General features: G+C 72.0%; 22 protein-coding genes. 11 read left to right on the top strand and 11 right to left on the bottom strand.

What is annotated here, in order from left to right:
- Positions 1–119: 119 nt before the first annotated feature.
- Positions 120–743, top strand: coding sequence for an HAD family acid phosphatase (locus AB0G79_RS22150; protein ID WP_360808963.1), 624 nt, complete (start codon positions 120–122; stop codon positions 741–743).
- Between the two features lie 38 nt (positions 744–781).
- Here AB0G79_RS22150 and AB0G79_RS22145 read toward each other — a convergent pair whose 3' ends face one another.
- Both AB0G79_RS22145 and AB0G79_RS22140 read right to left on the bottom strand, forming a co-directional pair.
- Positions 782–1,309: a hypothetical protein gene (locus AB0G79_RS22145; protein ID WP_360808961.1), complete on the bottom strand. Its 528-nt coding sequence runs from the start codon at positions 1,307–1,309 to the stop codon at positions 782–784.
- Positions 1,310–1,464: 155 nt separating this feature from the next.
- A complete protein-coding gene (locus tag AB0G79_RS22140) occupies positions 1,465–3,054 on the bottom strand; it encodes a ricin-type beta-trefoil lectin domain protein (RefSeq protein WP_360808959.1) in 1,590 nt (529 codons plus the stop codon).
- 107 nt (positions 3,055–3,161) lie between these two features.
- Between AB0G79_RS22140 and AB0G79_RS22135 the strand changes: the two genes are divergently transcribed.
- The 3 genes from AB0G79_RS22135 (at position 3,162) to AB0G79_RS22125 (ending at position 7,679) form a co-directional block, all read left to right on the top strand.
- Complete coding sequence (locus AB0G79_RS22135; RefSeq protein WP_360808957.1) at positions 3,162–4,571, top strand: class II fumarate hydratase; 1,410 nt, start codon at positions 3,162–3,164, stop codon at positions 4,569–4,571.
- Positions 4,572–4,644: 73 nt separating this feature from the next.
- Positions 4,645–5,310 (top strand): DUF402 domain-containing protein, encoded by a 666-nt coding sequence (locus tag AB0G79_RS22130; protein WP_360808955.1) that lies wholly within the window; start codon positions 4,645–4,647, stop codon positions 5,308–5,310.
- A 320-nt stretch (positions 5,311–5,630) separates the two neighbouring features.
- Entirely contained in the window at positions 5,631–7,679 is a 2,049-nt protein-coding gene (locus AB0G79_RS22125; protein ID WP_360808953.1) for an ATP-binding SpoIIE family protein phosphatase, read from the top strand.
- 72 nt (positions 7,680–7,751) lie between these two features.
- Here AB0G79_RS22125 and AB0G79_RS22120 read toward each other — a convergent pair whose 3' ends face one another.
- Positions 7,752–10,016, bottom strand: a complete 2,265-nt coding sequence (locus AB0G79_RS22120) for a transglycosylase domain-containing protein (protein ID WP_360808951.1) — start codon at positions 10,014–10,016, stop codon at positions 7,752–7,754.
- Positions 10,017–10,271: 255 nt separating this feature from the next.
- On the opposite strand from AB0G79_RS22120, the gene AB0G79_RS22115 reads away from it, so the two are divergent.
- The 3 genes from AB0G79_RS22115 to AB0G79_RS22105 are packed head-to-tail and all read left to right on the top strand — an operon-like array spanning position 10,272 to position 13,833.
- Positions 10,272–10,796 carry a PadR family transcriptional regulator gene (locus tag AB0G79_RS22115; RefSeq protein WP_360808949.1) on the top strand — a complete coding sequence of 175 codons (525 nt, stop codon included), beginning with the start codon at positions 10,272–10,274 and terminating at the stop codon, positions 10,794–10,796.
- A complete protein-coding gene (locus AB0G79_RS22110; protein WP_360808947.1) occupies positions 10,793–11,476 on the top strand; it encodes an ABC transporter ATP-binding protein in 684 nt (227 codons plus the stop codon). The genes AB0G79_RS22115 and AB0G79_RS22110 overlap by 4 nt, the downstream gene beginning before the upstream one ends.
- Positions 11,473–13,833 carry an FtsX-like permease family protein gene (locus AB0G79_RS22105; RefSeq protein ID WP_360808945.1) on the top strand — a complete coding sequence of 787 codons (2,361 nt, stop codon included), beginning with the start codon at positions 11,473–11,475 and terminating at the stop codon, positions 13,831–13,833. The genes AB0G79_RS22110 and AB0G79_RS22105 overlap by 4 nt, the downstream gene beginning before the upstream one ends.
- A 35-nt stretch (positions 13,834–13,868) precedes the next feature.
- On the opposite strand, the gene AB0G79_RS22100 is transcribed toward AB0G79_RS22105, so the two are convergent.
- Positions 13,869–14,852, bottom strand: a complete 984-nt coding sequence (locus AB0G79_RS22100) for a hydrogen peroxide-inducible genes activator (RefSeq protein ID WP_360808943.1) — start codon at positions 14,850–14,852, stop codon at positions 13,869–13,871.
- Positions 14,853–14,987: 135 nt separating this feature from the next.
- Between AB0G79_RS22100 and AB0G79_RS22095 the strand changes: the two genes are divergently transcribed.
- The gene (locus AB0G79_RS22095) at positions 14,988–15,542 is read left to right on the top strand and encodes a peroxiredoxin (RefSeq protein ID WP_360808941.1); all 555 of its coding nucleotides are present in this window, start codon (positions 14,988–14,990) and stop codon (positions 15,540–15,542) included.
- Between the two features lie 14 nt (positions 15,543–15,556).
- Positions 15,557–16,090 (top strand): alkyl hydroperoxide reductase, encoded by a 534-nt coding sequence (locus AB0G79_RS22090; protein WP_360808939.1) that lies wholly within the window; start codon positions 15,557–15,559, stop codon positions 16,088–16,090.
- A gap of 84 nt (positions 16,091–16,174) precedes the next feature.
- Here AB0G79_RS22090 and AB0G79_RS22085 read toward each other — a convergent pair whose 3' ends face one another.
- The 5 genes from AB0G79_RS22085 to AB0G79_RS22065 form a co-directional block, all read right to left on the bottom strand.
- Positions 16,175–16,915, bottom strand: a complete 741-nt coding sequence (locus AB0G79_RS22085; protein WP_360808937.1) for a hypothetical protein — start codon at positions 16,913–16,915, stop codon at positions 16,175–16,177.
- Entirely contained in the window at positions 16,912–18,417 is a 1,506-nt protein-coding gene (locus AB0G79_RS22080) for an AI-2E family transporter (RefSeq protein ID WP_360808935.1), read from the bottom strand. Before AB0G79_RS22080 ends, AB0G79_RS22085 begins: the two co-directional genes overlap by 4 nt.
- A gap of 116 nt (positions 18,418–18,533) precedes the next feature.
- Positions 18,534–19,274 carry a transglycosylase SLT domain-containing protein gene (locus AB0G79_RS22075; protein ID WP_360808933.1) on the bottom strand — a complete coding sequence of 247 codons (741 nt, stop codon included), beginning with the start codon at positions 19,272–19,274 and terminating at the stop codon, positions 18,534–18,536.
- 381 nt (positions 19,275–19,655) lie between these two features.
- The gene (locus AB0G79_RS22070; protein ID WP_360808931.1) at positions 19,656–20,981 is read right to left on the bottom strand and encodes a PhoH family protein; all 1,326 of its coding nucleotides are present in this window, start codon (positions 20,979–20,981) and stop codon (positions 19,656–19,658) included.
- A 326-nt stretch (positions 20,982–21,307) separates the two neighbouring features.
- The gene (locus AB0G79_RS22065; protein ID WP_360808930.1) at positions 21,308–22,069 is read right to left on the bottom strand and encodes an isoprenyl transferase; all 762 of its coding nucleotides are present in this window, start codon (positions 22,067–22,069) and stop codon (positions 21,308–21,310) included.
- Positions 22,070–22,197: 128 nt separating this feature from the next.
- Here AB0G79_RS22065 and mgrA point away from each other — a divergent pair, with 128 nt between their 5' ends.
- On the top strand, positions 22,198–23,235 hold the full coding sequence (gene mgrA / locus AB0G79_RS22060) for an L-glyceraldehyde 3-phosphate reductase (protein WP_360808928.1): 1,038 nt from the start codon (positions 22,198–22,200) through the stop codon (positions 23,233–23,235).
- A gap of 277 nt (positions 23,236–23,512) precedes the next feature.
- Here the strand turns inward: mgrA and AB0G79_RS22055 are convergent, their stop codons facing one another.
- Positions 23,513–24,259, bottom strand: coding sequence for an A24 family peptidase (locus AB0G79_RS22055; protein ID WP_360808926.1), 747 nt, complete (start codon positions 24,257–24,259; stop codon positions 23,513–23,515).
- A 40-nt stretch (positions 24,260–24,299) separates the two neighbouring features.
- Here AB0G79_RS22055 and AB0G79_RS22050 point away from each other — a divergent pair, with 40 nt between their 5' ends.
- Entirely contained in the window at positions 24,300–24,665 is a 366-nt protein-coding gene (locus AB0G79_RS22050) for a DUF192 domain-containing protein (RefSeq protein ID WP_360808924.1), read from the top strand.
- Here AB0G79_RS22050 and AB0G79_RS22045 read toward each other — a convergent pair.
- Entirely contained in the window at positions 24,637–25,749 is a 1,113-nt protein-coding gene (locus tag AB0G79_RS22045) for a mannosyltransferase family protein (protein ID WP_360808922.1), read from the bottom strand. The two genes, AB0G79_RS22050 and AB0G79_RS22045, sit on opposite strands and share 29 nt — an antisense overlap.
- Positions 25,750–25,754 lie beyond the last annotated feature (5 nt).

Raw genomic sequence — 25,754 nt, 5'->3', positions numbered from 1 at the left:
TCGGCCTTCTGCCGCTCGGAAACCCGCTACCGACCGGTAGCGCTCCCGTTACCTACCAGTCAGTATTGGCCGCGAGCATGTCAACCACTGAGCAGGTAGACCACTCGGGAGCCCCCACCATGCCCTCCGCCAAGACCGCCCTCGCCGGCTTCGGCCTCTCCGTCGCCCTCGTCGCCGTCGGCCCCGCCCCCGCCGCGCTCGCCGCCGACCCGGACACCCACGTCACCTCCACCGCCGCCCTCGCGGACGTCGACTACGCGACCTGGCGCCGCGACGTGGCCGCCGTGGTCGCCGAGGCGCGTCCGTACATCGAGCAGCGCGCCGAGGACGCCGACGTCGAGAAGCAGGCGATCGTCCTCGACATCGACAACTCCTCCCTGGAGACCGACTTCCACCCGTTCTGGGAGCTGCCGACCCCGGCCATCGCGGACGTCCGCACCCTCGTCAGGGACGCCCACGCCAAGGGCGTCGCGGTCTTCTTCGTGACCGCGCGGCCCGGGATCATCCACTCCCTCACGGACTGGAACCTGAAGAAGGTCGGCTACCCGGTCGACGGGCTGTACGTGCGCTCGCTGCCCGACCTGTTCGCCGAGGTCGGCGCGTACAAGACGGCGAAGCGCGCCGAGATCGAGGCCAAGGGCTACACGATCATCGCGAACATCGGCAACAACACCACCGACATCGTCGGCGGTCACGCCGAGCGCGCCTTCAAGCTGCCGGACTACGGCGGCAAGCTCTCCTGAGCCGCCCGCAGCCCGAACCGGCCCGGACGGGCCGGTTCTCAGCGGGTGTTGACGTGGAACTCCATCCGCTCGTAGTCGCCGTCGGGGGTCACCCGGACGTAGCCGCGCGCGTCCTTGAAGTCGCCGGTGCCGCCGGTCAGGGCGACGTCGTAGGCGGAGACCGACTCCGAGCCGGTGTCGAAGGTGGTGAGGGCCTGGGCGGTGAGCTGTCCGCCCGGTCCGCCGTTCAGGACGAACGTGCCGATGCAGTTCACGTCGACCTGGGTCCCGGCGACGCGCACCACCGTGCAGGTGACGCCGTCGCGGCCGATCTTGTCGCCGCCCTTGGTCTTGTACAGGTCGTCGGCGAAGGTGAAGGCGTCCCCGGCCTTGGGCGCGGCCATGCTCTCCTCGGATCCCTCGTCGGCGCCCTGCGCCGGGACCTCCTTGGAGTAGATCGTGAACTCGAACCCGTCCCCGTTGTCGGCGGCGGCGGGGGGCGCGGCGCCGAACGCGACGGCGCCGAAGGCCACGGTCGCCGCCGCGGCGGCGCCGAGCGCGCCGGACCTCCTGAAGCTCCGGGTCATGTCGTGCCTCCTTGCGGGTGGCTTCCCCCGGCACGCTTCATTGTGCGACGGGGGCACCCGATCCGCCCGTTCGGCGTAACGCGTGCCCCCGCCACCTGCACCGCTGTACGAGAGCGCCGCCGCGCGAAGGCGTGCCTCCGCGCGAAGGCGTGCCGCTACACGAAGCGCTGGTTCGCCGAGCCGTTGCAGCCCTGGAGCCGGACCGGCTCCTTCGCCGCGCCCTGGGTGAGGCAGAGCCCGGTCGCGGCGGCCGGGCGGATCGTGGCGCCGTCCCGGACGAACTTCTGGTTGGCGGCGCCGCTGCAGTTCCAGACGATGAGCGCCTTGCCCGCCTGGTAGACGGCGCCGGGCACGTCGAGGCAGCGGTCCTGGGTGAGCTGGGTGTGGACGGTCGCGCGCGCGGAGTCGTACCACCAGCCCTGGTTCCGGCCGCCGTGGCAGTCCCAGCCGAGGACGGCGGTGCCGTTGGCGGACTCGGAGGCGTTGACGTCGAGGCAGTTGCCGGTCGCCTCGACCTTGAGCGGCTTGTACGCGTCGTCCCAGGCGACCGGGAAGAGCGTCGGCGTACCGGAGGAGTTGACGTCGGCGCACCCGGCCTCGCGCAGGCCCGAGTTGTAGATCTGGGTCAGGCAGGAGGCGAAGGCCGCGTGGCCGCGCTGGTTCGGGTGGAAGGACTGGCGGGTGGTGTTGTCGTCGATCCCGCCGGGCTTGGAGAGGTCGATGTAGAGGCCCCGGGCCCAGGTGTCCTCCATGCAGACCTCGTGGCCGTGGAAGAGCCGCGAGTTGTCGAGGTAGACGGCCCCGGTGCTCGCCGCGACCCTGCGCATGCCGCGCTCGAAGGCGGGCACGGCGGTGTTGCGGCCCCACTTGGTGTCGGAGTCGTAGCCCATGCCGCCGCAGGAGAGCTTCCCGGGGAAGTTCGGGTTGTCGTAGAAGTCGGGGCCGATGGGGCTCGGGTAGCCCATGACGACGAGCTTGTAGTCGCCGTCGGCGTACCCGGCGTCCCGCATGACGGTCTTGAGGTCGCGGACGGTCTGCTCGACCTTGGGGACGAGCGCGTCGACACGGGCCTGCCAGCCGGGGGCGTACTTGGGCTCGCAGGCGCCCTGGCTGAGGACGTACCGGGTGACGCAGTCGGTCATGACCGGGCCGAACTGGAGGTCGTCGTTGGCGCCGGCGACGAGCAGGACCATCTTGATGCGGGTGTTGCGGGCCTTGATGGCGAGGTTGTCGCTCTGGACGAGCTCGTCGGCGTACTGCTTCGAGCCGCCGATCCGGATGTTCCCGGTGTACGCGCCGGAGCAGGAGACGTTGAAGGTGAGGTCCGCGGGGATGCCGGTGCGGTGGATGGCCGCGTCCGGGGAGCGGTGGCACCAGTTGGTCGGGCCGTTGGTCGGGGGCTCGTAGCTGCCGACGCCCTCGCCGGAGATCTCGCTGTCGCCGAGGGAGATCAGGCCGGTCTTGCGCTGGGCGAGCGGGCGCTCTGCGGGGTCGCCGTAGATCCTGGTGGCCTCGGCGGCGCGGATCGCCTCCAGCTCGGGCGGGAGCGGCACGGAGGCGGTCGCCGCCGTGCTCGCCGATGCGGCCGCCGTGTTCGTCGTCACGGCCGCCGTGTTCGTCGTCACGGCCGCCGTGCTCGTGTCGGCGGCGCCGGCGGGGGCCGCGGCGGTCATGCTGCCGAGGGCGGCGGCCGCGGCCGCGACGGCGGCGACGGGCCAGCGGAGTCTGTACCTGGTGCGCGTCATTGCGCCTCCTGGAAGTGGGGTTACCCACGGTTTTTACTGGCCGGTACGCCCATTGGGAATACATCGAACAAGACAAGTGCTCATGTTTTTACTGGAGGTTGAGGACGATGAACGAGACAGACCCCACCGGTGCCTACCGGATCGAGCACGACTCCATGGGCGAGGTGCGCGTCCCCGCGCACGCCAAGTGGCGGGCCCAGACCCAGCGGGCCGTGGAGAACTTCCCGATCTCGGGCCAGCGGCTCGAACGGGCCCACATCGAGGCCCTGGCCCGCGTCAAGGCCGCGGCGGCGACCGTCAACGCCGAGCTCGGGGTGATCGACCGCGACCTCGCCGACGCGATCGTGTCGGCGGCCGGCGAGGTCGCCGAGGGGCGCTGGGACGACCACTTCCCCGTGGACGTCTTCCAGACGGGCTCCGGCACCTCCTCCAACATGAACGCGAACGAGGTGATCGCGACCCTCGCGACGGAACGGCTGCCCGCGGAGCGGTCCGTCCACCCGAACGACCACGTCAACGCCTCGCAGTCGTCCAACGACGTCTTCCCGTCCTCGATCCACATCGCCGCCACCGCGGCCGTCACCCGCGACCTCATCCCCGCCCTCGACCACTTGGCCGAATCCCTGGGTCGAAAATCAGCCGAATTCGCGACGGTCGTGAAGTCCGGCCGCACGCACCTCATGGACGCCACCCCGGTCACCCTCGGCCAGGAGTTCGGCGGCTACGCGGCCCAGGTCCGGTACGGGGCCGACCGCCTCCGCTCGGCCCTCCCCCGGCTCGCGGAGCTCCCCCTCGGCGGTACGGCGGTGGGCACCGGCATCAACACCCCGGCCGGCTTCTCGGCGGCCGTCATCGCCGAGGTCGCGCGGGCCACCGGCCTGCCCCTGACCGAGGCCCGCGACCACTTCGAGGCGCAGGGCGCGCGGGACGGGCTCGTGGAGACGTCCGGACACCTCAGGACCATCGCCGTCTCCCTCACGAAGATCGCCAACGACCTGCGCTGGATGGCCAGCGGCCCCCGCACGGGCCTCGCCGAGATCAACCTCCCCGACCTCCAGCCCGGCTCCTCGATCATGCCCGGCAAGGTCAACCCGGTCGTCCCCGAGGCCGTCCTCATGGTCGCCGCGCAGGTGACCGGAAACGACACCACCGTGGCCGTGGCGGGCGCCGCCGGGAACTTCGAGCTCAACGTCATGCTTCCGGTGATGGCCAAGAACGTCCTGGAGTCCGTACGGCTCCTCGCCAACGCGGCCCGCCTCCTCGCCGACCGCACGGTCGACGGCATCACCGCCAACGTCGAGCGGGCCCGCGAGTACGCCGAGTCCTCACCGTCCGTGGTGACCCCGCTGAACAAGTACATCGGGTACGAGGAGGCCGCCAAGGTCGCCAAGAGGTCGCTCGCCGAACGGCGGACCATCCGCGAGGTCGTCCTCGACTCGGGGTACGTGGAGCGGGGCGACCTCACGGTGGAGCAGCTGGACGAGGCGCTCGACGTCCTGCGGATGACGCACCCCTGAGCCGGACATCACCCCTGACTCATCCGTGACCTGTACCGCAGCGGTCGCGGGAGTGCGCACCTAAGATCTGGCCATGACAGGATCCGACGGCCCTCAGCACTGGGCGCCGGGGGAGCAGATCCTCTGGCGCTACCGCGACAACGGCACCGGCGCGGTGCACATCTGCCGGCCGGTGACCGTCGTCCAGGACACGCCCGAGCTGCTCGCGGTCTGGATGGCGCCCGGCACGGAATGCGTACGGCCCGTGCTCGCGGACGGCACCGCCGTGCACGAGGAGCCGCTCGCCACCCGGTACACCGCCCCGCGCACCACGGAGCGGTCCCGCTGGTTCGGCAGCGGCGTCCTGAAGCTGGCCAGGCCCGGGGACCCGTGGTCGGTCTGGCTGTTCTGGGAGCGCGGCTGGCGCTTCCGCAGCTGGTACGTGAACCTCGAGGAGCCCCGCACCCGCTGGTCCGGCGGCGTCGACTCCGAGGACCACTTCCTCGACATCTCCGTCTACCCCGACCGCAGCTGGCTGTGGCGGGACGAGGACGAGTTCGCGCAGGCCCAGCGGTCCGGCCTGATGGGCCCGGAGCAGGCCGCCCGCGTGGAGGCGGCGGGGCGGCTCGCGGTGGAGCGGATCCGCGCCTGGGGCGCGCCGTTCTCGGACGGCTGGGAGGAGTGGCGACCCGATCCGGCCTGGCCCGTTCCGGAGCTGCCGGTCGACTGGGACCGCACTCCGGCGCACACGGCCCCGTGAGACCCTTGATGCGCCCCCGGGGTTCAAACGTAGGATCGTCCTCCGCACGGCAGAAGCGGAACGCCCACCACGTCGGAACGACCGGACGGCACGTCAACAACGCAGCGCAGCCCATGACCTGACCAGAAGTCATCCACGAGGGGGAGAGAAGTGCCGGACGCGTGCCCGGGTGTCCCTCCCCTTTCGCCCCCTGCCGTGACCGCCGCTCGCGGAGCGTCCACATCCGCTGCATACGAGGGGTTTATCCCCGCCGAAGGCGCGGCATCGGCGAGAAGAGCGAGTGCATCGCACCACCGGCCCGGACGGACGGAACCCCAGGCGTGACGGAGCATCCCACCTCCCACGAAGGCCGGCAGCCCCTGGCTGCCCGGCCGCACGAACGCGCGCGCCCACGCCAGGAGGCGACGGACGCGGAGGGCGCGGCGGAGACCCCGACGGTGGCGCCGCCGGTCGCTCCCCCGGCCTCCCTGCCGGTCCCGTCCCCGGCCTCACCGCCGGTCCCGTCCCCGGCCTCCCCTCCCGTCCCGCCGCCGGTCTCACCGGTCTCGGCGGTCTCGCCGATCTCCCCGATCTCCCCGATCTCCCCGGAGACTCCCGTCGACGCCGAGGGCTCAGCCGTCGTCGCCGTCGGCGCGCAGAGTCCCGGCGGGGTGCTCGGCGGCGGGCCCGACCCGGCGGCGCGCCGTGAGGGCGAGCGGCTGCGGTTCGTCGGTGCGGCGACCCGGCGGATCGCGCGCGGGCTCGACCTGGACGAGATCGTGCTCGGCCTCTGCCGGGCGACCGTCCCCACCTTCTCCGACGAGATCCTCGTCTACCTCCGCGACCCGCTCCCGGTCGGCGACGAGCGCCCGGTGGCGCCGTTCATGCTGCGGCTGCGCCGCACCGACCGGCTCCGGTTAAGCGATCTGGAGGGCGAGGAGCTCGTCCTCGTACCGGATCCGGATCCGACCCCCGCGGCCGAACTCTGCGAGGTGCGGTCCGGTGGTGCCCTCGCCGAGATACTGCGCGGGGTGCGGCCGGTCTTCGGCGACTCCGCCGCCGCCAAGGCGGCGCTCCGGGAGCTCCTCGGCGCCGACCACCCGCTGCCCGGCGGCCTGCGGGCCGTCCTCGCGCCGCTGCGCGGGCGGCGCCGGGTGATCGGCGCGGCGGTGTTCCTGCGCCGCCCGGAGCGGGCGGGCTTCGAGCCGAACGACCTGCTGGTCGCGGCGCAGCTGGCGACGCACACGGCGCTCGGCATCGACAAGGCCGTCCTGTACGGCCGCGAGGCGTACATCGCGGACGAGCTCCAGCGGACGATGCTGCCGGACTCGCTCCCGCAGCCGACCGGCGTGCGGCTCGCCTCGCGCTACCTCCCGGCCGCCGAGACGGCCCGGGTGGGCGGCGACTGGTACGACGCGATCCCGCTGCCGGGCAGCCGGGTGGCGCTGGTCGTGGGCGACGTCATGGGCCACTCGATGACCTCGGCGGCGATCATGGGCCAGCTGCGGACGACCGCGCAGACCCTGGCGGGTCTCGACCTGCCGCCGCAGGAGGTCCTGCACCACCTGGACGAGCAGGCGCAGCGGCTCGGCGAGAACCGCATGGCGACCTGCATGTACGCGGTGTACGACCCGGTCTCGCACCGGATCACCGTGGCCAACGCGGGCCATCCGCCGCCGATACTGCTCCACCTGGGCGGCCGTGCCGAGGTGCTGCGGGTGCCGCCGGGCGCCCCGATCGGGGTCGGCGGGGTCGACTTCGAGGCGGTCGAGCTGGACGCCCCGGCGGGCGCGACCCTGCTGCTCTACACGGACGGCCTGGTCGAGTCCCGGCTGCGGGACGTGTGGACGGGGATCGAGCAGCTGCGGGAGCGCCTCGCGGCGACCGCGCAGCTGACGGGCCCGGACCACGCGCCCCCGCTGGAGGCGCTCTGCGACGACGTCCTCGACATGCTCGGTCCCGGCGACCGGGACGACGACATCGCGCTGCTCGCGGCCCGTTTCGACGGGATCGCGCCGAGCGACGTGGCGTACTGGTTCCTGGAGCCGGAGGACGCCGCTCCGGGGCGTGCGAGGCGGCTGGCCCGGCGGGCGCTGGCCCGCTGGGACCTGGAGGAGCTGACCGACTCGGTCGAGCTGCTGATCAGCGAGGTCGTGACGAACGCCGTGCGGTACGCGGAGCGGCCGGTGACGCTGCGGCTGCTGCGGACGGACGTGCTGCGGTGCGAGGTGGGCGACGACTCGCCGCAGCTGCCGCGGCAGCGGCGGGCGCGGGACACGGACGAGGGCGGGCGCGGGCTCTTCCTGGTGAACCGGCTGGCCCGGCGCTGGGGTGCGACGCGGCTCTCGGGCGGCAAGGTCGTCTGGTTCGAGCTGGGGCTCCGTACCTGAGCGTGCGAACGAAGGGGCCCGGCTTCCCCCCGTACGAGATGTACGGGGGGGAAGCCGGGCCCCTTCGCGTTCCTAGCGCTGCGGGCGTCCCGTCCCCGTGTCCTCCGACACGGTCTCCTCCGTCGGGTCCGGGCCGGGCTCGGTCGCCGGGGAGGTCGGGGGCTTGAGCGTGGGCTCCTCCGTCGGCTCCTCGGTGACCGGGGGCGTCGTGGGCTCGCGGGTGGGCGTCGGCGGCGCGGTCGTCGGGTCCTCGGTGGGCGTCGGCGGGGCGGTCGTCGGGTCCTTGGTGACCGTGGGCTCCGGGGAGGCGGTGGTCGGCTCCTCGGTGGGCTCCTCCGTCGGCGCCTCGGTGGTCTCCTCGGTCCGGGTGGGCTCCCCGGTCGGCTCGACCGCGTACGAGTTGTCGGTCTCCAGGTCGAACTGTGCGTTCGAGCCGCCGTCGAGGGCGCTGGAGGTGTAGTCGCCCCAGATCTGCGCGGGGGTGCGGCCACCGTTGGCGCGCCCCTCGTTGATGGTGTTGGTCAGGGTGACCTGGTTGCCCTTGCTGTCCTCGCCGAAGAGGCCGACGGCGGTGACGAGTTCGGGGGTGTAGCCCACGAACCAGGCGGAACGGTTGTTCTCGGAGGTGCCGGTCTTGCCCGCGGCGGCGTAGTTGCCGGCGGCGCGGTAGCCGGAGCCGCTCTGCACGACGCCCTGCATGCCCTTGGTGACGGTGTCGGCGGCCTCGCGGCTGATGACCTGGCCGCCGATGGCGTCGATGGTCTCGGCCTTGCGGTCCTTGTGCGCGGCGGCCTTCACGAGGGTCGGGGTGACCTTCTTGCCGTGGTTGTCGAGGGTGGCGTAGACGCCGGCCATGTCGAGGGTGGAGGCGCCCATGGTGCCGAGGGACATGGCGGGGGTCTCGCCGAAGTCCGGGCCGTCCTTCATGCCGAGGGCGAGCGCGGTCTTCTTGGTCGCGCTCGGGGTGACGTCGACGATCATCTGGGCGAAGACCGAGTTGATCGACTTGTTCAGGGCCCTCTGCACGGAGACGTTGCCGTAGCTGTAGTCGTCCTCGTTCTCGGGCGCGAAGGGGATGTCGCTGCCGACGACGGGCCGCTTGCTGTTGCCGCTGTAGGTGGTGCCGAGGCCGATGTCCCAGCCGCCCTGGGTCTCCGCCTTGTTGTCGAGGGCGGAGGCGAGCACGATCGGCTTGAAGGTCGAGGCGGGCTGGTAGTCGCGGCGGGTGGCGTTGGACATCCAGTGCTCGGTGGCGCCGACGCCGCCGTACATGGCGACGACCGCGCCGGTCTTCGGGTCGACGGAGGTGGCGCCGGCCTGGACGGTGGCGTCCTTCGCGTCGCCCTTGCGGTCGAGCTTGGCCTCCAGCTGCCGGTCGACGGCCTTGACGAGGTCCTTCTGGCGCTTCTCGTCGATGTTGAGGGTGATCGTCCAGCCGCCGGCCTTGATGTCCTCCTCGCTGACGCCCTGGCGCATCAGCTCCTGGTTGGCGGCCTCGACGATGTAGCCGGTCTGGCCCTCCATGCCGGGGGCGGGCTTCGGCTTCTGCGGGACGGGGAACTTCATCCCGGCGCGCTCGGCCTGGGTGAGCCAGCCCTCGCCGACCATGTTGTCGAGGACGTAGTTCCACCGCTCCTCGACGAGCTTGCGCCCGGTGGTGCTGGCGGAGGTCCAGTCGTACTGGTTGGGGGCCTGGAGCAGCGAGGCGAGGTAGGCGCCCTGGGCGGTGGTGAGCTGGGTGGCGTCGACGCCGTAGTAGGCGCGGGCGGCGGCCTGGATGCCGTAGGCGGAGCGGCCGTAGTAGCTCGTGTTCATGTACCCGGCGAGGATGTCGCTCTTCTGCATCTGCTGGTCGACCTTGATGGCGATGACCATTTCCTTGAGCTTGCGGGTCGCCGTCTGGTCCTGGCTCAGGTAGAAGTTCTTGACGTACTGCTGGGTGATGGTCGAGCCGCCCTGCTTGCCCTGGCCGGTGAGGGTGTTCCAGGCGGCCCGGGTGGTGCCCTTGATGTCGACGCCGTTGTCCTTGTAGAAGGTCTTGTTCTCGGCGGCGACGAAGGCCTTCTGGACCTTCTCGGGGATCTTCTCCAGGCCGACTATCTCGCGGTTGATCTTGCCGGTGCGGGCGAGGATCTTGCCGTTCGCGTACTTGTAGATGTTGCTCTGCATGGTCGCCTCGGCGTTGGCCGTCGGGACGGGGACCATGACGTAGACGGCACCGAGGGCGCCGATGCCGAGCAGGCAGGCCACGAAGAAGGTGCCCAGGAGCTTCTTCCAGGTGAAGAGGCGGCGTATGCCGCTCTTCTTCGCCTTGCTCTTCTTCTCAGGTCGGCCCATGGGTCCTGTCGCTCCACTCGTCGTGTGTTCGGCGCCTCCGGATCAGCTCAGCAAGCTAACACCGACGATGCAGACAAAAAACAACCGATCACGCCTTTTCAGGACGTGAGAATCAGCACCCGCGCCCAGAGGAACCGACGCTCGTACGGGGCCGATGGTTGCGCTCCCGGGGCAAGTTCATGATCAACGCCACCCCGCACCGCCCCCCACCCCGGCTATACATCGTGCGTATACACCCCGTGTAGAGTGCGCCGCATGTCCATCGGTCACACCCTTCTCGGGCTCCTGGAGTCCGGGCCGCGCCACGGTTACGACCTCAAGCGCGCCTTCGACGAGCGATTCGGCCACGACCGGCCGCTCCACTACGGCCAGGTCTACTCGACGATGTCCCGGCTCCTGAAGAACGGCCTGGTCGTCGTCGACGGCGTCGAGGCCGGCGGCGGCCCCGAGCGGAAGCGGTACGCGATCACCGACGCCGGCATCACCGACGTCGCCCAGTGGCTCGCGACACCGGAGAAGCCGGAGCCGTACCTCCACTCCACGCTCTACACCAAGGTCGTCCTGGCCCTGCTCACCGGCCGCGGGGCCGCCGAGCTCCTCGACACCCAGCGGTCCGAGCACCTGCGGCTCATGCGCGAGCTCACCCGCCGCAAGAAGGACGGCGACCTCGCCGACCAGCTGATCTGCGACCACGCGCTCTTCCACCTCGATGCGGACCTGCGCTGGCTCGAACTGACCGCCGCCCGCCTCGACCGGCTCGCCGAGGAGGTCCTCCGATGAGCACCGCCCCCCTGCTCCGGGCCACCGGCCTCACCAAGGCGTACGGCTCCACGCCCGCCCTCTCCGGCGCCGACTTCTCCCTCCGCGCCGGCGAGGTCGTCGCCGTCATGGGCCCGTCGGGCTCCGGCAAGTCCACGCTCCTGCACTGCCTGGCCGGCATCGTGCGCCCCGACGCGGGCACGATCGCCTACGACGGCCGCGAGCTCACCGCCCTCTCCGACACCGCGCGCAGCGCCCTGCGCCGTACGGACTTCGGCTTCGTCTTCCAGTTCGGCCAGCTCGTCCCCGAGCTGACCTGCGTCGAGAACGTCGCCCTGCCGCTCCGTCTGAACGGCGAGAAGCGGAAGGCCGCCGAGGCGAGGGCCGCCGAGTGGCTCGCCCGCCTGGAGGTCGACGCCGTCGCCTCCCACCGGCCCGGCGAGATATCCGGCGGCCAGGGCCAGCGCGTCGCCGTCGCCCGCGCGCTCGTCACCGCCCCGCGCGTGATCTTCGCCGACGAGCCGACCGGCGCCCTCGACTCCCTCAACGGCGAGCGGGTCATGACCCTGCTCACCGACGCCTCGCGGGACACCGGCGCCGCCGTCGTCCTCGTCACCCACGAGGCCCGCGTCGCCGCCTACTCCGACCGCGAGGTCGTCGTCCGCGACGGCGCCGTCCGGGACGCGGAGTGGGTCGCGTGAGGACGTTCACCCGGGACCTCCTGCTCGGCGCCCGGTTCGCGGTCACGGGCGGCCGCACCGGCCTCTTCCGTACGGCCCTGACGGCGACCGGCGTCGGATTCGGGGTCGCACTGCTGCTCCTCGCCGCGTCCTTCCCGAACATGCTCTTCCAGCGGGAGGTGCGGGAGTCGGTCCGCGCCGTCGACGGCAGCGAGGAGGTCACCTCGCCCCGCCCCGACTCCTTCCTCCACCTCGGGCAGACCACGGTCTACCGCGACGACGTCGTCTCCGGCCTGCTCCTCACCCCCGAGGGAGACAGGCCACCGGTCCCGCCGGGCGCCGACGCCTTCCCCGCGACCGGCACGATGCTCGTCTCCCCGGCCCTCCGCGCGCTCCTCGACTCCCCCGAGGGCGCCCTCCTCAAGGAGCGGCTGCCCTACAGGGTCGCGGGGACGATCGGCCCGGCCGGACTCATCGGCCCCGCCGAGCTGCGGTACGTCGCCCACGTCGACTTCCTCACCACCGACAACTACGACGGGCGCGGCGCCCGCTACGGCTGGTCGGTGCCCGAGGAGCCGATGAACGCCTTCCTCGTGCTCCTCGTCGTCGTCGCCTGCGTGGTCCTGCTCCTCCCGGTCCTCGTCTTCGTCGCGACCGCCGTCCGCTTCGGCGGCGAGCAGCGCGACCGGCGCCTCGCCGCGCTCCGGCTCGTCGGCGCGGACACCGCCGTGACCCGGCGGATCGCGGCCGGCGAGTCCCTGGCCGGCGCCTTGCTCGGCCTCGTCGCGGGCCTGGGCCTCTTCGCACTGGCCCGGCGGTTCGCGGGGGCCTTCACCATCTGGGACGTCAACGCCTACCCCGGCGACGTCGTCCCGATGGCCGCGCTCGCCGTCCTCGTCCTCGCCGTCGTGCCCGTCGCCTCGGTCGTCGTCACCCTCTTCGCCCTGCGCGGGGTGGCGATCGAGCCGCTCGGCGTGGTCCGCACGTCCACCCCGCGCCGCCGCAGGGTGTGGTGGCGGCTGCTGCTCCTCCTGGGCGGCGCCGCCTTCCTCGTACCGCTCGTCGGCGCGATCCAGGTGGAGGAGACGAGCATCGACACGGCCGGTGTCGTCGTCGGTGTCACGCTCGCCCTCGTCGGTCTCACCACCCTCCTGCCGTGGCTCGTCGAGGCGGCGGTGCAGCGGCTGCGCGGCGGCCCGGTCTCCTGGCAGCTCGCGGTCCGCAGGCTCCAGCTGAGCAGCGGGACGGCGGCCCGCGCGGTCAGCGGCATCGTCGTCGCGGCGACCGGCGCGATCGCCCTCCAGATGCTGTTCCAGGCCATGGAGGTCAACTTCACCCGGGCCACGGGCGAGGACACGTCCCGCGCCCAGCTCGCCGTCGGCGCGGACGCCACCACCGGCACCGAGGCGCGCTCCATGATCGAGCGCATCGGCCGGACCGAGGGCGTCACCGGCGTGATCGGCGTCGTCGAGTCGCACGTGTGGCGGCCCGGCCCCCTGAAGGCCGGCGAGGAGTTCGCCCCCATGGCCTCGCTCCGGGTCGGGGACTGCGCCTCCCTCGCGGAGTTCGCCACCCTTCCGAGCTGCGAGGACGGCGACGTCTTCGTCTTCCTCGCGCACGGCGCCCAGGGCGGCCCCGCCGACACCTGGGTCACCGACGCGGCCCGCCCCGGCTCGGCGGTCGCCCTGCGTGACCCGCACCCGCTCCCGGGCGCCCCCAAGGCCTCCGGGAAGGCTCCCCGGTGGCGGATCCCCGCCGACGCCCGGGTCGTGGACTCCCGGCCCGACCCGACGGGCGTCTACCAGTACGGCGTCCTCGCCACCCCGTCGGCGGTCGACGCGGCCCTCCTCGACGAGCCCGACGCGCAGACCATGGTCCGGCTCGACCCGGCGGTGCCCGAGGCCGCCGACCTCGTACGGAACGCGGCGGCGGCCCTCGACCCCACGGCCTGGGTCCGCACGCTCCAGGACACCCAGGCGAGCGCGCAGTTCAGCAGCGTCCGCACCGGCATCCTCGTCGGCTCGACCCTGACGATGCTCCTCGTCGCGGCCTCGCTCCTGGTCACGACCCTGGAGCAACTGCGGGACCGCAAGCGCCTGCTGTCCTCGCTCGTCGCCTTCGGCACCCGCCGCTCCACCCTGAGCTGGTCGGTGCTCTGGCAGACGGCGGTCCCGATCCTCCTCGGTCTCGCGCTCTCGGTGGCGGGCGGCCTCGCGCTCGGGGTGGTCCTGCTGCGGATGACGGGCCAACAGGTCCGCGACTGGTGGGCGTTCCTGCCCGTCGTCGGCATCGGCACCGCGCTCATCGCCGCCGTGACGCTCCTGAGCATGCCGCTCCTGTGGCGCCTGATGCGCGCGGACGGCCTGCGCACGGAGTAACCCCCCGGGCAGGTGTACGAGGACGGGTCCCCGTTTCAGGAATCGGCGCCCCCGCCCTCGTACACCCGTACCGGCAGCCCCCTCATGTCCTCCCGCAGCGCCTCCGCGAGCTCCTCGAACTCCGCGTGCCGGGCCGCGCCCGCGCGCATCGCGAGGGCGATCCGCCGGGTCGGCGCGGGCTCGGCGAAGAGCCCCGTCCACAGGGCGTGGTTGCGGGCGGTCTCGACGGTCACCGCGGTGCGGGGCAGCAGGGTGACCCCGAGTCCGCCGGCGACCAGCTGCACGAGGGTGGAGAGCCCGGCGGCCGTGGTGGTCACCTCGGCCCCGTCCGTGCGGCCCGCCTCCCGGCAGATGTCGAGGGCCTGGTCGCGCAGGCAGTGCCCCTCGTCGAGGAGGAGGAGCCGGAGCTCCTTGAGGGCCTCGCGCGGGATGTCGTCCCGGCCGGCGAGCGGATGCCCCTCGGGCGTGACGAGTACGAAGTCCTCGTCGAAGAGCGGGAGTTCGGTGACGCCGGGGACCCCGAGGGGCACGGCGAGGAGGAGCAGGTCGAGCCGCCCGGCCGCGAGCCCCTCCAGGAGGCTGGCGGTCTGCTCCTCGTGGACCTGGAGGTCGAGCTCGGGGTAGCGGCGGTGGACGAGCCGCAGGACGGTCGGCAGCAGGTAGGGCGCGACCGTCGGGATCACACCGAGCCGCAGGACCCCGGTGAAGGGCGCCTGCGCGGCCTCCGCCTCCTCCATGAGCTCCGCGACGGCGTCGAGGACGGCCCGCGCGCGGACCGCGAGCCGCTCCCCGGCGGGCGAGAGCAGCACCTTTCTCGTCGTACGCTCGAGGAGCTGGACACCGAGTGCCTCTTCGAGCGCCGAAACCGCGCCCGAGAGCGCGGGCTGGCTCATGCCGATGGCCGCCGCCGCGTCGCGGAAGTGCAGATGCTCGGCGACCGCGAGGAACGCCCTGAGCTGCGAGAGGCTCGGCTGCTTGCCGCGGGACGGGCCGTGCGCGGGACTGTACGGGGATGCCACTGATAACCACCTTCGATCAACACGACCCACTCTAGCTATTTCCCTGATCAATGCACTCCGTGCCATGCTGGGATCACGTCCAACCCCCACGGAAGACCCCAAAAGGGATCCTTCCTGTTTTCGCAAGGAGAGCGCGTGCTCACTGTCGGTGACAAGTTCCCCGCGTACGACCTGACCGCCTGCGTGTCGCTGGAGAGCGGCAAGGAGTTCGAGCAGATCGACCACAAGTCCTACGAGGGCAAGTGGCGTGTGGTGTTCTTCTGGCCGAAGGACTTCACCTTCGTCTGCCCCACCGAGATCGCCGCGTTCGGCAAGCTGAACGACGAGTTCGCGGACCGCGACGCCCAGATCCTCGGCGTCTCCGGCGACTCCGAGTTCGTCCACCACGCCTGGCGCAAGGACCACGCCGACCTGCGTGACCTGCCCTTCCCGATGCTCGCCGACTCGAAGCACGAGCTCATGCGCGACTGCGGCGTCGAGGGCGAGGACGGCTTCGCGCAGCGCGCCGTCTTCATCGTGGACCCGAACAACGAGATCCAGTTCACCATGGTGACCGCCGGCTCCGTCGGCCGTAACCCCAAGGAGGTCCTGCGGGTCCTCGACGCCCTCCAGACGGACGAGCTCTGCCCGTGCAACTGGAACAAGGGCGAGGGCACCCTCGACGCCGCCGCGCTCCTCTCCGGCGAGTAAGGACACCCACTGAGATGGCTCTCGACGAACTCAAGTCCGCCATACCGGACTTCGCGAAGGACCTGAAGCTGAACCTCGGTTCGGTCATCGGCAACAGCGAGCTCCCGCAGCAGCAGCTCTGGGGCACCGTGCTCGCCTGCGCGATCGCCTCGCGCTCGCCGAAGGTCCTCAAGGAGCTGGAGCCCGAGGCGCAGGCCAACCTGAAGCCCGAGGCGTACGAGGCGGCCAAGGCCGCCGCCGCGATCATGGCGATGAACAACGTCTTCTACCGGACCCGGCACCTGCTGTCGGACCCCGAGTACGGGACGATGCGCGCGGGTCTGCGGATGAACGTCATCGGCAAGCCGGGCGTCGAGAAGGTCGACTTCGAGCTCTGGTCGCTGGCCGTCTCCGCGATCAACGGCTGCGGCCAGTGCCTGGACTCGCACGAGCAGGTCCTGCGCCAGGCCGGCGTCGACCGCGAGACGATCCAGGAGGCCGTCAAGATCGCCGCGGTGATCCAGGCGGTCGGCGTCACGCTGGACGCGGAGGCCGTGCTCGCCGAGTAGGCGGCACACCCAACGCGGGAAGGGCCCCGGGGTCGACGACTCCGGGGCCCTTTCGCATGCCGTCACGCGTCACGCGTCACGCCGTCACGACTTCAGCGCCTTCATCAGGGCCAGCATGTCCTGGGCCATCGGCACGTCGATCCCGGAGAGGTCGATCGGCTTGGTCTTCTGGACCGACTCTCCCTTGTCCTCGTCCCACGTGGACATGGCGTAGATGTTGAGCGAGATCTCCACCTGCCCGTCGAGCACCACCATCGTGGCTCCCCCGTTGTCCGCGCTGACGTCGGCGTAGGCCTTCTCCCCGACGCCCTCGAACGGCTGCACCGCGAAGTAGCGCCGGGTGTTGTCGTCGAACTCGGGCCCGGGGTCCGTCACCAGGTGGCGGACGTAGCTGAGCGTCCCGCTGTAGCCGGTCTCCGGCGGCCCGAACGTCACCGAGCAGTTCGCCACGTCCATCGAGGACTCGCCGGTCCGGCCCTCCGGGTCGCCCTCCACGGGCTCGCCCTGCGGGCTCCTCGACGCGCTGTCCCCGCTGTCGGAGGACCGCTCGCCGAGGATGCCGACGAGCTGCCTCAGTTCGGCCTTCTCGCAGAGGTTCCCCACGGCCTTGTACCCGCCGAGGTCGACCTCCGCCTCCCCCTGCCGCTGCTCGTACGCGTACAGCCCGCCGCCCCACACCACCGACGCGGCGAGCGCGCCGCCGAGTGCCCACAGCCACGGGCGGCGGGCCCGGGGCGGGCGGGGCTCGCCGGGCGGCGGGGTCCGGTCGAGGACCTCCGTCGAGTAGAAGGGGTCGCCTTCGCCGAGTTCCGGTTCGGAGATCACGCGCCGCCCTCCCTCTTCGCCGCGCCGGGTGCCGGCGTCGGCGCCACTTCGAACGCGGTCGCCCCGCGCGGTTCCGGCGAGGTCCGCAAGGCCTGTTCGGTGCTGTACGCGCGGAGGTAGCCGACCACCGTGTTGGAGACGGCGACCAGCGGGACGGCGACGACGGCGCCGCCGATGCCGGCCGTCAGACCGCCCGCCGCGACCGCGAGGACGACGGCCAGCGGGTGGACCCGCACGGCCCGGCCGAGGATGAACGGCTGGAGGACGTGGCCCTCGATCTGCTGGACCGCGAGGACGACCACGAGCACCATCAGCGCGGTGAACAGGCCGTTGGTGACGAGCGCGACGACCACCGCGAGGGCGCCGGAGATGACCGCGCCGACCAGCGGGATGAAGGCGAAGAGGAAGATGAAGACGGCGAGCGGTACGGCCATGGGCACGTCGAGGAACCACAGTCCGAGGCCGATGAAGACCGCGTCGATCAGGGCGACGAGGACCGTGCCCCGCACGTAGGCGGTGAGGGTCCGCCAGGCGCGCGGCCCGGCTCCGGCGACGCCGGGGCGGGCCTGCGCCGGCACCAGCTTCAGCGTCCACTCCCAGACCTTCTTCCCGTCGTAGAGCAGGAAGAGCGTCGAGAACATGGCGAGCAGGATCCCGGTGATCACCTCGACGAGGACGGTGACGCCCTGGAAGCCGACGGTGGTGATCTGTTCGGCGTTGGCGCCGATGGAGTCGCTGAGGTTCTTCGCGATTCCGTTGATCTGCTGCTCGGTCACGTGGAAGGGACTGTTGAGGAGTCCGGTCTTGAGCTCCTCGATGCCGTCCCTGACCCGGTCGGACAGGTTGTCGATGTTGTCCATGACCTGCCACACCACGAACCAGCCGACGAGGCCCATGACGACGAAGCCGGAGACGGCGGTGACGGCGGTGGCCAGCCCGCGGGGCAGTCCCTTGCGGCGGAGCATGGCCACGGTGGGCTGGAGCAGGGCGGTGACGAGGAGCGCGGCGACGAAGGCGAGGACGACCAGCTGGACGGAGCTGATCACCTTCATCAGGACCCAGACGGTCCCGGCGAGGACGAGGAGCCGCCAGCTCGCCTCGGCCGCGACCCGCATGCCCCAGGGGATCGCGGCGACCGGGTCGGGCCGGGCGGCGACGGCGGGGGCGTACGTCGGGGGCGCGGGGACGGACGGGACGGGCTCGCCGTGGGTCTCCGCCGCGCCGCGGGTCTCCGCCGCGCCGTGGGTCTCCACCGCGTGCCCGGGGGCGGCCGGGGCCGGCGCAGGAGCGTCTCCGGCGCCTTCGGGGACGGCGGGCCGCTTCTCGTACGCCGGTGCGGGACGCGCGGTCGCCCGGTCGTCCTCGTCCTCGCCGTACGTCGGTCCGAGCAGCGGGCCCAGGGGGTCCTCGCGCTCGGCCTCGGCCCTGCGCTCGTCCAGGCGTTCGCCCATGCGGCTCAGGCCACGGCCCAGCCGCTCCAGCCATCCCGGCAGTCTCGACATCGCTTTCCTCTTCCCCCCGCTCGCCCCGGTCGTCTCGGCAACCTACACGGCCCGCGCGCAGGAAGCCCCCCACCGTAGGACGGTGAGGGGCTTCCCGAGGTTGAGCGCGCCGGTTTCTAGTACCAGCGGTGGGACTGCCAGAAGGACCAGGCGCCGCAGGGGCTGCCGTAGCGGCCGTCCATGTAGCTGAGGCCCCACTTGATCTGGGTCGCCGGGTTGGTCTGCCAGTCGGCGCCGGCCGAGGCCATCTTGGAGCCCGGCAGGGCCTGCACGAGGCCGTAGGCGCCGGAAGACGGGTTGGTGGCGCGGTAGTTCCAGCCGGACTCGTGGTCCACGATGTTGCTGAAGCACTGGAACTGCGTCGACGACATCATCGAGCGGGCGATCGACTTGATCTCGGAGACGCTGTACGAGCCCTGCGCGGCGTAGGAGACGGACTCGCGGATGGCGGACCGGCTGGCGCGCTCGGCCTCCTCCTTCTCGCGCTGCTTCCGCTCCTCCTCGGCCTTGGCCTTGGCGGCGGCCTCGTCGGCCGCCTCCTTCTTGGCCTCGGCGTCCTTGGCGGCGCGCAGGCGGGCGGACTCCTCCGCGGCCTTGCGGGCGGTGGAGTCCGCGGCGGCGGCCTGGACGTCGGCCTGCTCCGAGAGGGAGGAGACCTGTACCTGGGCCTGCTCGCCCGCGGGGATGTCCGCGAGCAGCGTCGTGTCGGCCGCGGTGGCCTCGAAGTTGTCGTCCGAGGCCTGGACGGCGTTGCCCGAGGCAACGCCGACGACAGCGCCGACGGTGGTGACCGCAGTGGCCGAAGCCACCGCGAATCCCCGGACCGAGATCCGGCTCACACGGTTTCCTTCCAGCATCGCCCGCACGTGTGACCACGCGGGCGAAATCGTGCCCCTTGCGCTGGTCTCCGACGTACTGGGTCACTGAAGACACGGGCCCGTGGTGCTGTGGGCGGCATACGGCTGACGACTGTGGAGTTGTTGCGGGGTTGCGCACCCCTGAGGGTGCACGTGTGCCGTATGCGGGGCCTGACGGAAGCAAGACTCTGCCGGACGGCAACGCCGCAAGGCAATTCCGGGTTGCGTGTGAAAGCTCACACCCGGGGAATCGTCCGTGATTTGACGGATCATGCGGACACGGGGGCGCCGCCCGACTAAGCTCCTCCGCTTCGCCGGGCGGCGCCAACTGCCGTACAGGGACGCATCCCTGCCTATCGGGACCCATCGGTCCCTATCTGGTCAGATCTGACCGTCCTCCAGCATCTCGGTCACGAGCGCGGCGATCTGGGAGCGCTCGGAGCGGGTGAGCGTGACGTGGGCGAAGAGCGGATGGCCCTTCAGCTTCTCGACCACGGCGACGACTCCGTCGTACCGGCCGACCCTGAGGTTGTCCCGCTGGGCGACGTCGTGGGTCAGAACGACCCGCGAATTCGCCCCGATTCGGGACAGAACGGTCAACAGGACGTTCCGTTCCAGGGACTGGGCCTCGTCCACGATGACGAACGCGTCGTGGAGCGAGCGGCCGCGGATGTGGGTGAGCGGCAGGACCTCCAGCATCCCGCGGCTGAGCACCTCCTCGATGACCTCGCGGCTCGCGACCGAGGACAGCGTGTCGAAGACCGCCTGGGCCCAGGGGCTCATCTTCTCGGACTCGCTGCCCGGCAGGTAGCCGAGCTCCTGGCCGCCGACCGCGTACAGCGGGCGGAAGACCATCACCTTCTGGTGCTGGCGGCGCTCCAGGACGGCTTCGAGGCCCGCGCAGAGCGCGAGCGCCGACTTGCCCGTACCGGCGCGGCCGCCCATGGAGATGATGCCGACGTCGGGGTCGAGGAGCAGGTCGAGCGCGATCCGCTGCTCGGCGCTGCGGCCGTGCAGGCCGAAGGCCTCGCGGTCGCCCCTGACGAGCCGGACGTCCCCGTCGGCGGTGACCCGGCCGAGGGCCTTGCCGCGCTCCGACTGGAGCACGAGGCCGGTGTGGACCGGGAGGTCGGCGGCCTCCGGCACGTGGATGCTGTGCTGTTCGAAGAGCAGGTCGACCTGCTCGCCGGAGAGCGCGAGCTCGGACATGCCGGTCCAGCCGTTGGCGTCCGTGATGGCGAGCTCGGCGCGGTACTCCTCCGCGAGGAGGCCGACCGAGGACGCCTTGATCCGCAACGGCAGGTCCTTCGAGACCACCGTGACGTCGTACCCCTCCGCCTGGAGGTTGCGTGCGACCGCGAGGATCCGTGAGTCGTTGTCCCCCAACCTGTAGCCGGCGGGCAGGACGCCGGGGTCGGAATGGTTGAGTTCGACACGCAGCGTGCCGCCGAGCTCCCCGATGGGGAGCGGGGCGTCGAGGCGTCCGTACCTCACCCGGAAGTCGTCGAGCAGGCGCAGGGCCTGCCGGGCGAAGTACCCGAGCTCGGGGTGGTGTCGCTTGGCCTCCAATTCGGTGACCACGACGATCGGGAGCACGACCTCGTGCTCGTCGAAGCGGGACACGGCGTTGGGGTCGGCCAGCAGGACGCTGGTGTCGAGAACATAGGTGCGCCGGTCGTTAAGGCGGCGCTTCGTGCTGGTCACCACGGAAGGACAGACCCCCTCTGAAGACCCCTGTGAGGTCGGGGCGCGACGGAACCGGTGTCGCTACGGAATGGGACCGGGCTCAGGCCGCCATGCGCGGGCCGAAGCTCGGCCCTCCGCTTCTCCCGTGCTTGTCCCGCACGGTCGTCGTGGTGCAAGGGGCCTCCCGGGTGGCGGTCTCCGTGCCGCTCACTTCACCAGGGATATGCCCTCGATCCGGTGCTGCCATGCCATGGCATATGACGACGTGTTCATGAACACGAGATGATCGGTTCCGAGAGGGTTCTGACCGTTTAGCCGATCAGGTTCCTTGGGGTCGGTCAGGTCGGTCAGGTGCCGTAGCGCCGGTGCCGCGCCGCGTAGTCGCGCAGCGCCCGCAGGAAGTCGACCTTGCGGAAGGCCGGCCAGTGGACCTCGCAGAAGTAGTACTCGGAGTGCGCGCTCTGCCAGAGCATGAACCCGGACAGCCGCTGCTCTCCGCTGGTGCGGATCACCAGGTCCGGATCGGGCTGGCCGCGCGTGTAGAGGTGCTCCGAGATGTGCTCGACGTCGACGATCTCGGCGAGCTCCTCGAAGCTCGTGCCGCGCTCCGCGTGCTCCAGGAGCAGCGAGCGGACCGCGTCGGCGATCTCCTGCCGGCCGCCGTAGCCGACCGCCACGTTGACGAGTATTCCCGTGTGGTGGCGGGTGGCCTGCTCGGCCTCCTTGAGGACCGCCTGCGTGCGGGCGGGGAGCAGGTCCATCGTCCCCACGTGGTGGACGCGCCAGCGGCCGTCGGCCGCGAGCGAGCGCACCGCGTTCTCGATGATGCCGAGCAGCGGGACGAGCTGCTCCTCGGGGCGGTTCAGGTTGTCGGTGGAGAGCATCCAGAGCGTCACGACCTCGACGTCCGTCTCCGCGCACCAGCCGAGCAGCTCCGTGATCTTGTCCGCGCCGGCCTTGTGCCCCTGCTCGGGCGTCCCCCCGGACGCCTTGGCCCAGCGCCGGTTCCCGTCGAGAATGACGCCGATGTGCTTGGGCACCTGGGCGTGGTCGAGGCGGCCTTCCACCCGGCGTGCGTAGAGCCTGTACACCAGGTCGCGCAGGTTCACCGTTCTTTACCTCTCCATGCTGCGTGCGACCCGCCCGGCAGCGGCGGTCCGCAGGCCGCCACACTACTGCGCAAGGGCGACGCGCTCCCAGCCCGGGACTGTCACAAGTCCGTGATAAAGAGGGATACGTGACTGATTCCCCCGTGTATCTCGCCTCCCCGGACCGCTACGACGCGATGGAGTACCGCCGTTCCGGCCGCAGCGGCCTCAAGCTCCCCGCCATCTCCCTCGGCCTCTGGCACAACTTCGGCGACGACCGCGCGCTCGACAACCAGCGCGCCATCCTGCGCCGCGCCTTCGACCTGGGCGTGACCCACTTCGACCTGGCCAACAACTACGGCCCGCCGCCCGGCTCCGCCGAGCTGAACTTCGGCAAGCTCTTCGCGCAGGACTTCGCGCCGTACCGCGACGAGCTGATCGTCTCGACCAAGGCCGGTTACGAGATGCACCCCGGCCCCTACGGCGAGTGGGGCTCCCGCAAGTACCTGATGTCCTCGCTCGACGCCTCCCTCCGGCGGATGGGCCTCGACTACGTCGACATCTTCTACTCGCACCGCTTCGACCCGGACACCCCGCTGGAGGAGACGATGGGGGCCCTGGCCTCCGCCGTGCAGCAGGGCAAGGCGCTGTACGTCGGCGTCTCCTCGTACAACAGCGAGCAGACCGCCGAGGCGGCCCGCATCCTGCGCGAGATGGGCGTCCGCCCGCTCATCCACCAGCCGTCGTACTCGATGATCAACCGCTGGACCGAGGACGACGGCCTCCTCGACACCCTGGAGGCGGCCGGCATGGGCTGCATCTCCTTCGTGCCGCTGGCGCAGGGCCTGCTGACCAACAAGTACCTGAAGGGCATCCCGGAGGGCTCGCGGGCCACCCAGGGCAAGTCCCTCGACCCGAACCTGCTCTCCGACGAGGTCCTGCGCCGCCTGCGCGGCCTCGCGGACATCGCCGAGCGGCGCGGGCAGTCGCTCGCGCAGCTCGCGCTGTCGTGGGTGCTGCGGGACGAGCGGATGACCTCGGCGCTGATCGGCGCGTCCAGCGTCGCGCAGCTGGAGGAGAACGTGGCCGCGCTCGCGGGCGCCCCGCTGACGGCGGAGGAGCTCAAGGAGATCGACTCGTTCGCGGTCGACACCGAGGGCACGAACATCTGGGCCCGCCGGGGCTGACACCCCCGCCCGCGTGCGGGCAAAGAAAACGGGCCGGTCCGTGGGGGGGATACGGACCGGCCCGAGGGGGGGTTTCCACCATAACCCTTCGATAGCCGTGTTGCGCGCCACGTGCAGCGAACTGGGCGCTCGGTTTTCGCCGGATCCCAGGCAGGACAAGGGGTCCGATGCCGGATGGCGGGTTTGCGCCCCGGCGTGGCGGCGGAGTTCCGTCCCTCCGACGGGGGACGGGGTCGCGGGGCCGGGGTTGACGCGGAGCCGGTCACCGGCCGGCCGTTCACGGCTGGGCGGTGAACGCCCCTAGCAGCAGCCCCAGCAAACCGCCGACCAGCATGAACGGCCCGAAGGGGATCGCGGAGGAGCGCCCGGCGCGCCGCAGGGCGACGAGCCCGAACCCGTACACCGCGCCGAGCAGGAAGCCCGCGAACGCCCCGGCGAAGAGGACGCCCCAGCCGTACCAGCCGAGGGCGGCGCCGAGCGGGAGCGCGAGCTTGACGTCCCCGAAGCCGAGACCGGCCGGGTTGACGAGGAAGAGCAGAAGATAGGACCCCCCTAGCGTGAGCGCGCCGAGGAGCGCGCCGGGCCAGGACCCCGCCTCGTACGGCAGGAGCTCGGCGAGGCCGAGGAGCAGCGGGACGGCGGCGGCGAGCGGGAGGGTGAGCCCGTCGGGAAGCCGGTGCACGCGCGCGTCGACGCAGGCGAGGAGGACGGCGAAGGGCGCGCCGAGCAGCCAGACCGCGAGCTCGGGCCGGGGCCCGCCGGTGGCGGCGGCGAGCGCGGCGCAGGTCAGCGCGGTGGCCCCGGCGAGGAGCGGGGTGGTGTACGGGGCGGGGGTCGTCGCGCAGGCCGCGCGCCCCGGCCCGCCGAGCCAGCCGCGGCCGGGCCCGGCGAGCGGGTGCCCGGCGGGGCAGCGGTCGCGCCAGGGCTCCTCGGCGGGGACGGAGAGCCGGTACGCGGCACGCGGGACGAGCAGCCCGACGGCGGAGCCCCAGAGGGCGGCGAGGGCGATCACGGCGTACACCACGGGCTGACCCTAGGGCGACGGGACGGCTACGGTCTGGCGCATGGGGAAATGGGCGGACGGGCGGGGAACGCTGTCGGTGGCCGGGCGGGTCCTGCCGCTGGAGGTGGCGGCGTCGTACCGGGCGCGGCGGCGGGGGCTCCTCGGCAGGGACGGCGTCACGGGCGCGCTGCTGATCACCCGGACGAACAGCGTCCACACCTTCGGGATGCGCTTCCCGATCGACGTGGCCTACCTGGACCGGCGCATGCGGGTCACGGCGGTGCGGACGATGCCCCCGGGGCGGCTGGGGATGGTGAGGTGGCGGGCCCGGCACGTCCTGGAGGCGGAGGCGGGCGCGATGGCGGGGTGGGGGCTGGGACCCGGCGTCCAGGTGACGGTCACGGCGGACCCGACCCGAGCAGCGTGAAGGCCCCGTAGAGGCCGGAGGCGAGCGCGAGCCCGGCGAGGACGGGGACGGCGGTCCGGGTCCGCAGCCCCGCGAGGGCGACGGCCGGCGGCAGGAGCAGCCCGAAGGCGGGCATCATCAGGCGCGGCCGGGAGCCGAAGTACGCGGCGCCGACGAGCGAGACGAAGACGACGCCGATCGTGTAGACGAGCAGGGGCAGCGGCTGCTTCTGCCGTACGCAGAGGGCGACGAGCCAGCCGAGGAGCGCGAGCGCGGCGCAGAGCCCGAGGGCGGCGGGCCAGGGCAGGCCCAGGACGAACCGGGCGAGGGCGACGCCGAAGTCGATGGAGTTGCCCCAGGCGGCCTGGACGTCGAAGTAGGCGGTGGGACTCCCCTGCCGGACGCCGACGTACGCGACGTACGCGAGCCAGCCCAGCGGGGCGACGAGCACGCCGGTCAGCATGCGCGCGGGCAGCCTCCGGTCCCGTACGACCGCGACGAGGGCCGTGATCCCGAGGGCGGCGATCAGGGCGGCGGCGGTGGGCCGGGTGAGTCCCGCGAAGGCGCAGAGGACGCCGGCGAGGATCCAGCGCCCGCGCAGGACGGCGTAGAGGGACCAGGCGGCGAGGGCGGTGAAGAGCGTCTCCGTGTACGCCATGGACTGCACGAAGGCGGTCGGGTACACGCCCCAGAGGACGGCGAGGAGCACGCCCACGCGCTCGCCGCCGACGTGGGCGCCGCAGCGGTGAATGCCGAGGGCGGCGGCGAGTCCGGCGGTCCAGGAGACGAGGAGCCCGGCGGTGGCGGCGTCGACGGGGAGGACGGCGGAGAGCCCGCGCTCCAGGAGCGGGAGGAGCGGGAAGAAGGCGAGGTCGGAGTGGACGTCCCCGTTGGGGAGGGTGACCTCGTACCCGTACCCGTTCTCGGCGATCCGGACGTACCAGACGGAGTCCCAGCGCCCGCTGAGGCGGTGCCAGCCGTCCTTGCCGGTCGCGACGGAGGCGAGGGCGAGGACGGCGAGGCCGACGAGGCGGGCGGCGAGGTAGCCGAGGAGGGCCGTGCGCGGTGCGTGGTGCGTCAGCTGTGTCTGGTGGGGCGGGGACATCCCCC

Origin of the sequence: Streptomyces sp. NPDC020807 (assembly GCF_040641575.1) — a bacterium.
Taxonomy (GTDB): domain Bacteria; phylum Actinomycetota; class Actinomycetes; order Streptomycetales; family Streptomycetaceae; genus Streptomyces.
This window is presented reverse-complemented; position numbering and strand designations above follow the sequence as displayed.

Bases quoted from the DNA above. Each gene is read 5' to 3' on its own strand.
- AB0G79_RS22150 (WP_360808963.1), top strand. From the start codon at position 120: ATGCCCTCCGCCAAGACCGCCCTCGCCGGCTTCGGCCTCTCCGTCGCC.
- AB0G79_RS22050 (WP_360808924.1), top strand. From the start codon at position 24,300: ATGGGGAAATGGGCGGACGGGCGGGGAACGCTGTCGGTGGCCGGGCGG.
- AB0G79_RS22140 (WP_360808959.1), bottom strand. From the start codon at position 3,054: ATGACGCGCACCAGGTACAGACTCCGCTGGCCCGTCGCCGCCGTCGCG.
- AB0G79_RS22045 (WP_360808922.1), bottom strand. From the start codon at position 25,749: ATGTCCCCGCCCCACCAGACACAGCTGACGCACCACGCACCGCGCACG.
- AB0G79_RS22145 (WP_360808961.1), bottom strand. From the start codon at position 1,309: ATGACCCGGAGCTTCAGGAGGTCCGGCGCGCTCGGCGCCGCCGCGGCG.
- AB0G79_RS22090 (WP_360808939.1), top strand. From the start codon at position 15,557: ATGGCTCTCGACGAACTCAAGTCCGCCATACCGGACTTCGCGAAGGAC.
- AB0G79_RS22130 (WP_360808955.1), top strand. From the start codon at position 4,645: ATGACAGGATCCGACGGCCCTCAGCACTGGGCGCCGGGGGAGCAGATC.
- AB0G79_RS22115 (WP_360808949.1), top strand. From the start codon at position 10,272: ATGTCCATCGGTCACACCCTTCTCGGGCTCCTGGAGTCCGGGCCGCGC.
- AB0G79_RS22075 (WP_360808933.1), bottom strand. From the start codon at position 19,274: ATGCTGGAAGGAAACCGTGTGAGCCGGATCTCGGTCCGGGGATTCGCG.
- AB0G79_RS22135 (WP_360808957.1), top strand. From the start codon at position 3,162: ATGAACGAGACAGACCCCACCGGTGCCTACCGGATCGAGCACGACTCC.
- AB0G79_RS22120 (WP_360808951.1), bottom strand. From the start codon at position 10,016: ATGGGCCGACCTGAGAAGAAGAGCAAGGCGAAGAAGAGCGGCATACGC.
- AB0G79_RS22080 (WP_360808935.1), bottom strand. From the start codon at position 18,417: ATGTCGAGACTGCCGGGATGGCTGGAGCGGCTGGGCCGTGGCCTGAGC.
- AB0G79_RS22110 (WP_360808947.1), top strand. From the start codon at position 10,793: ATGAGCACCGCCCCCCTGCTCCGGGCCACCGGCCTCACCAAGGCGTAC.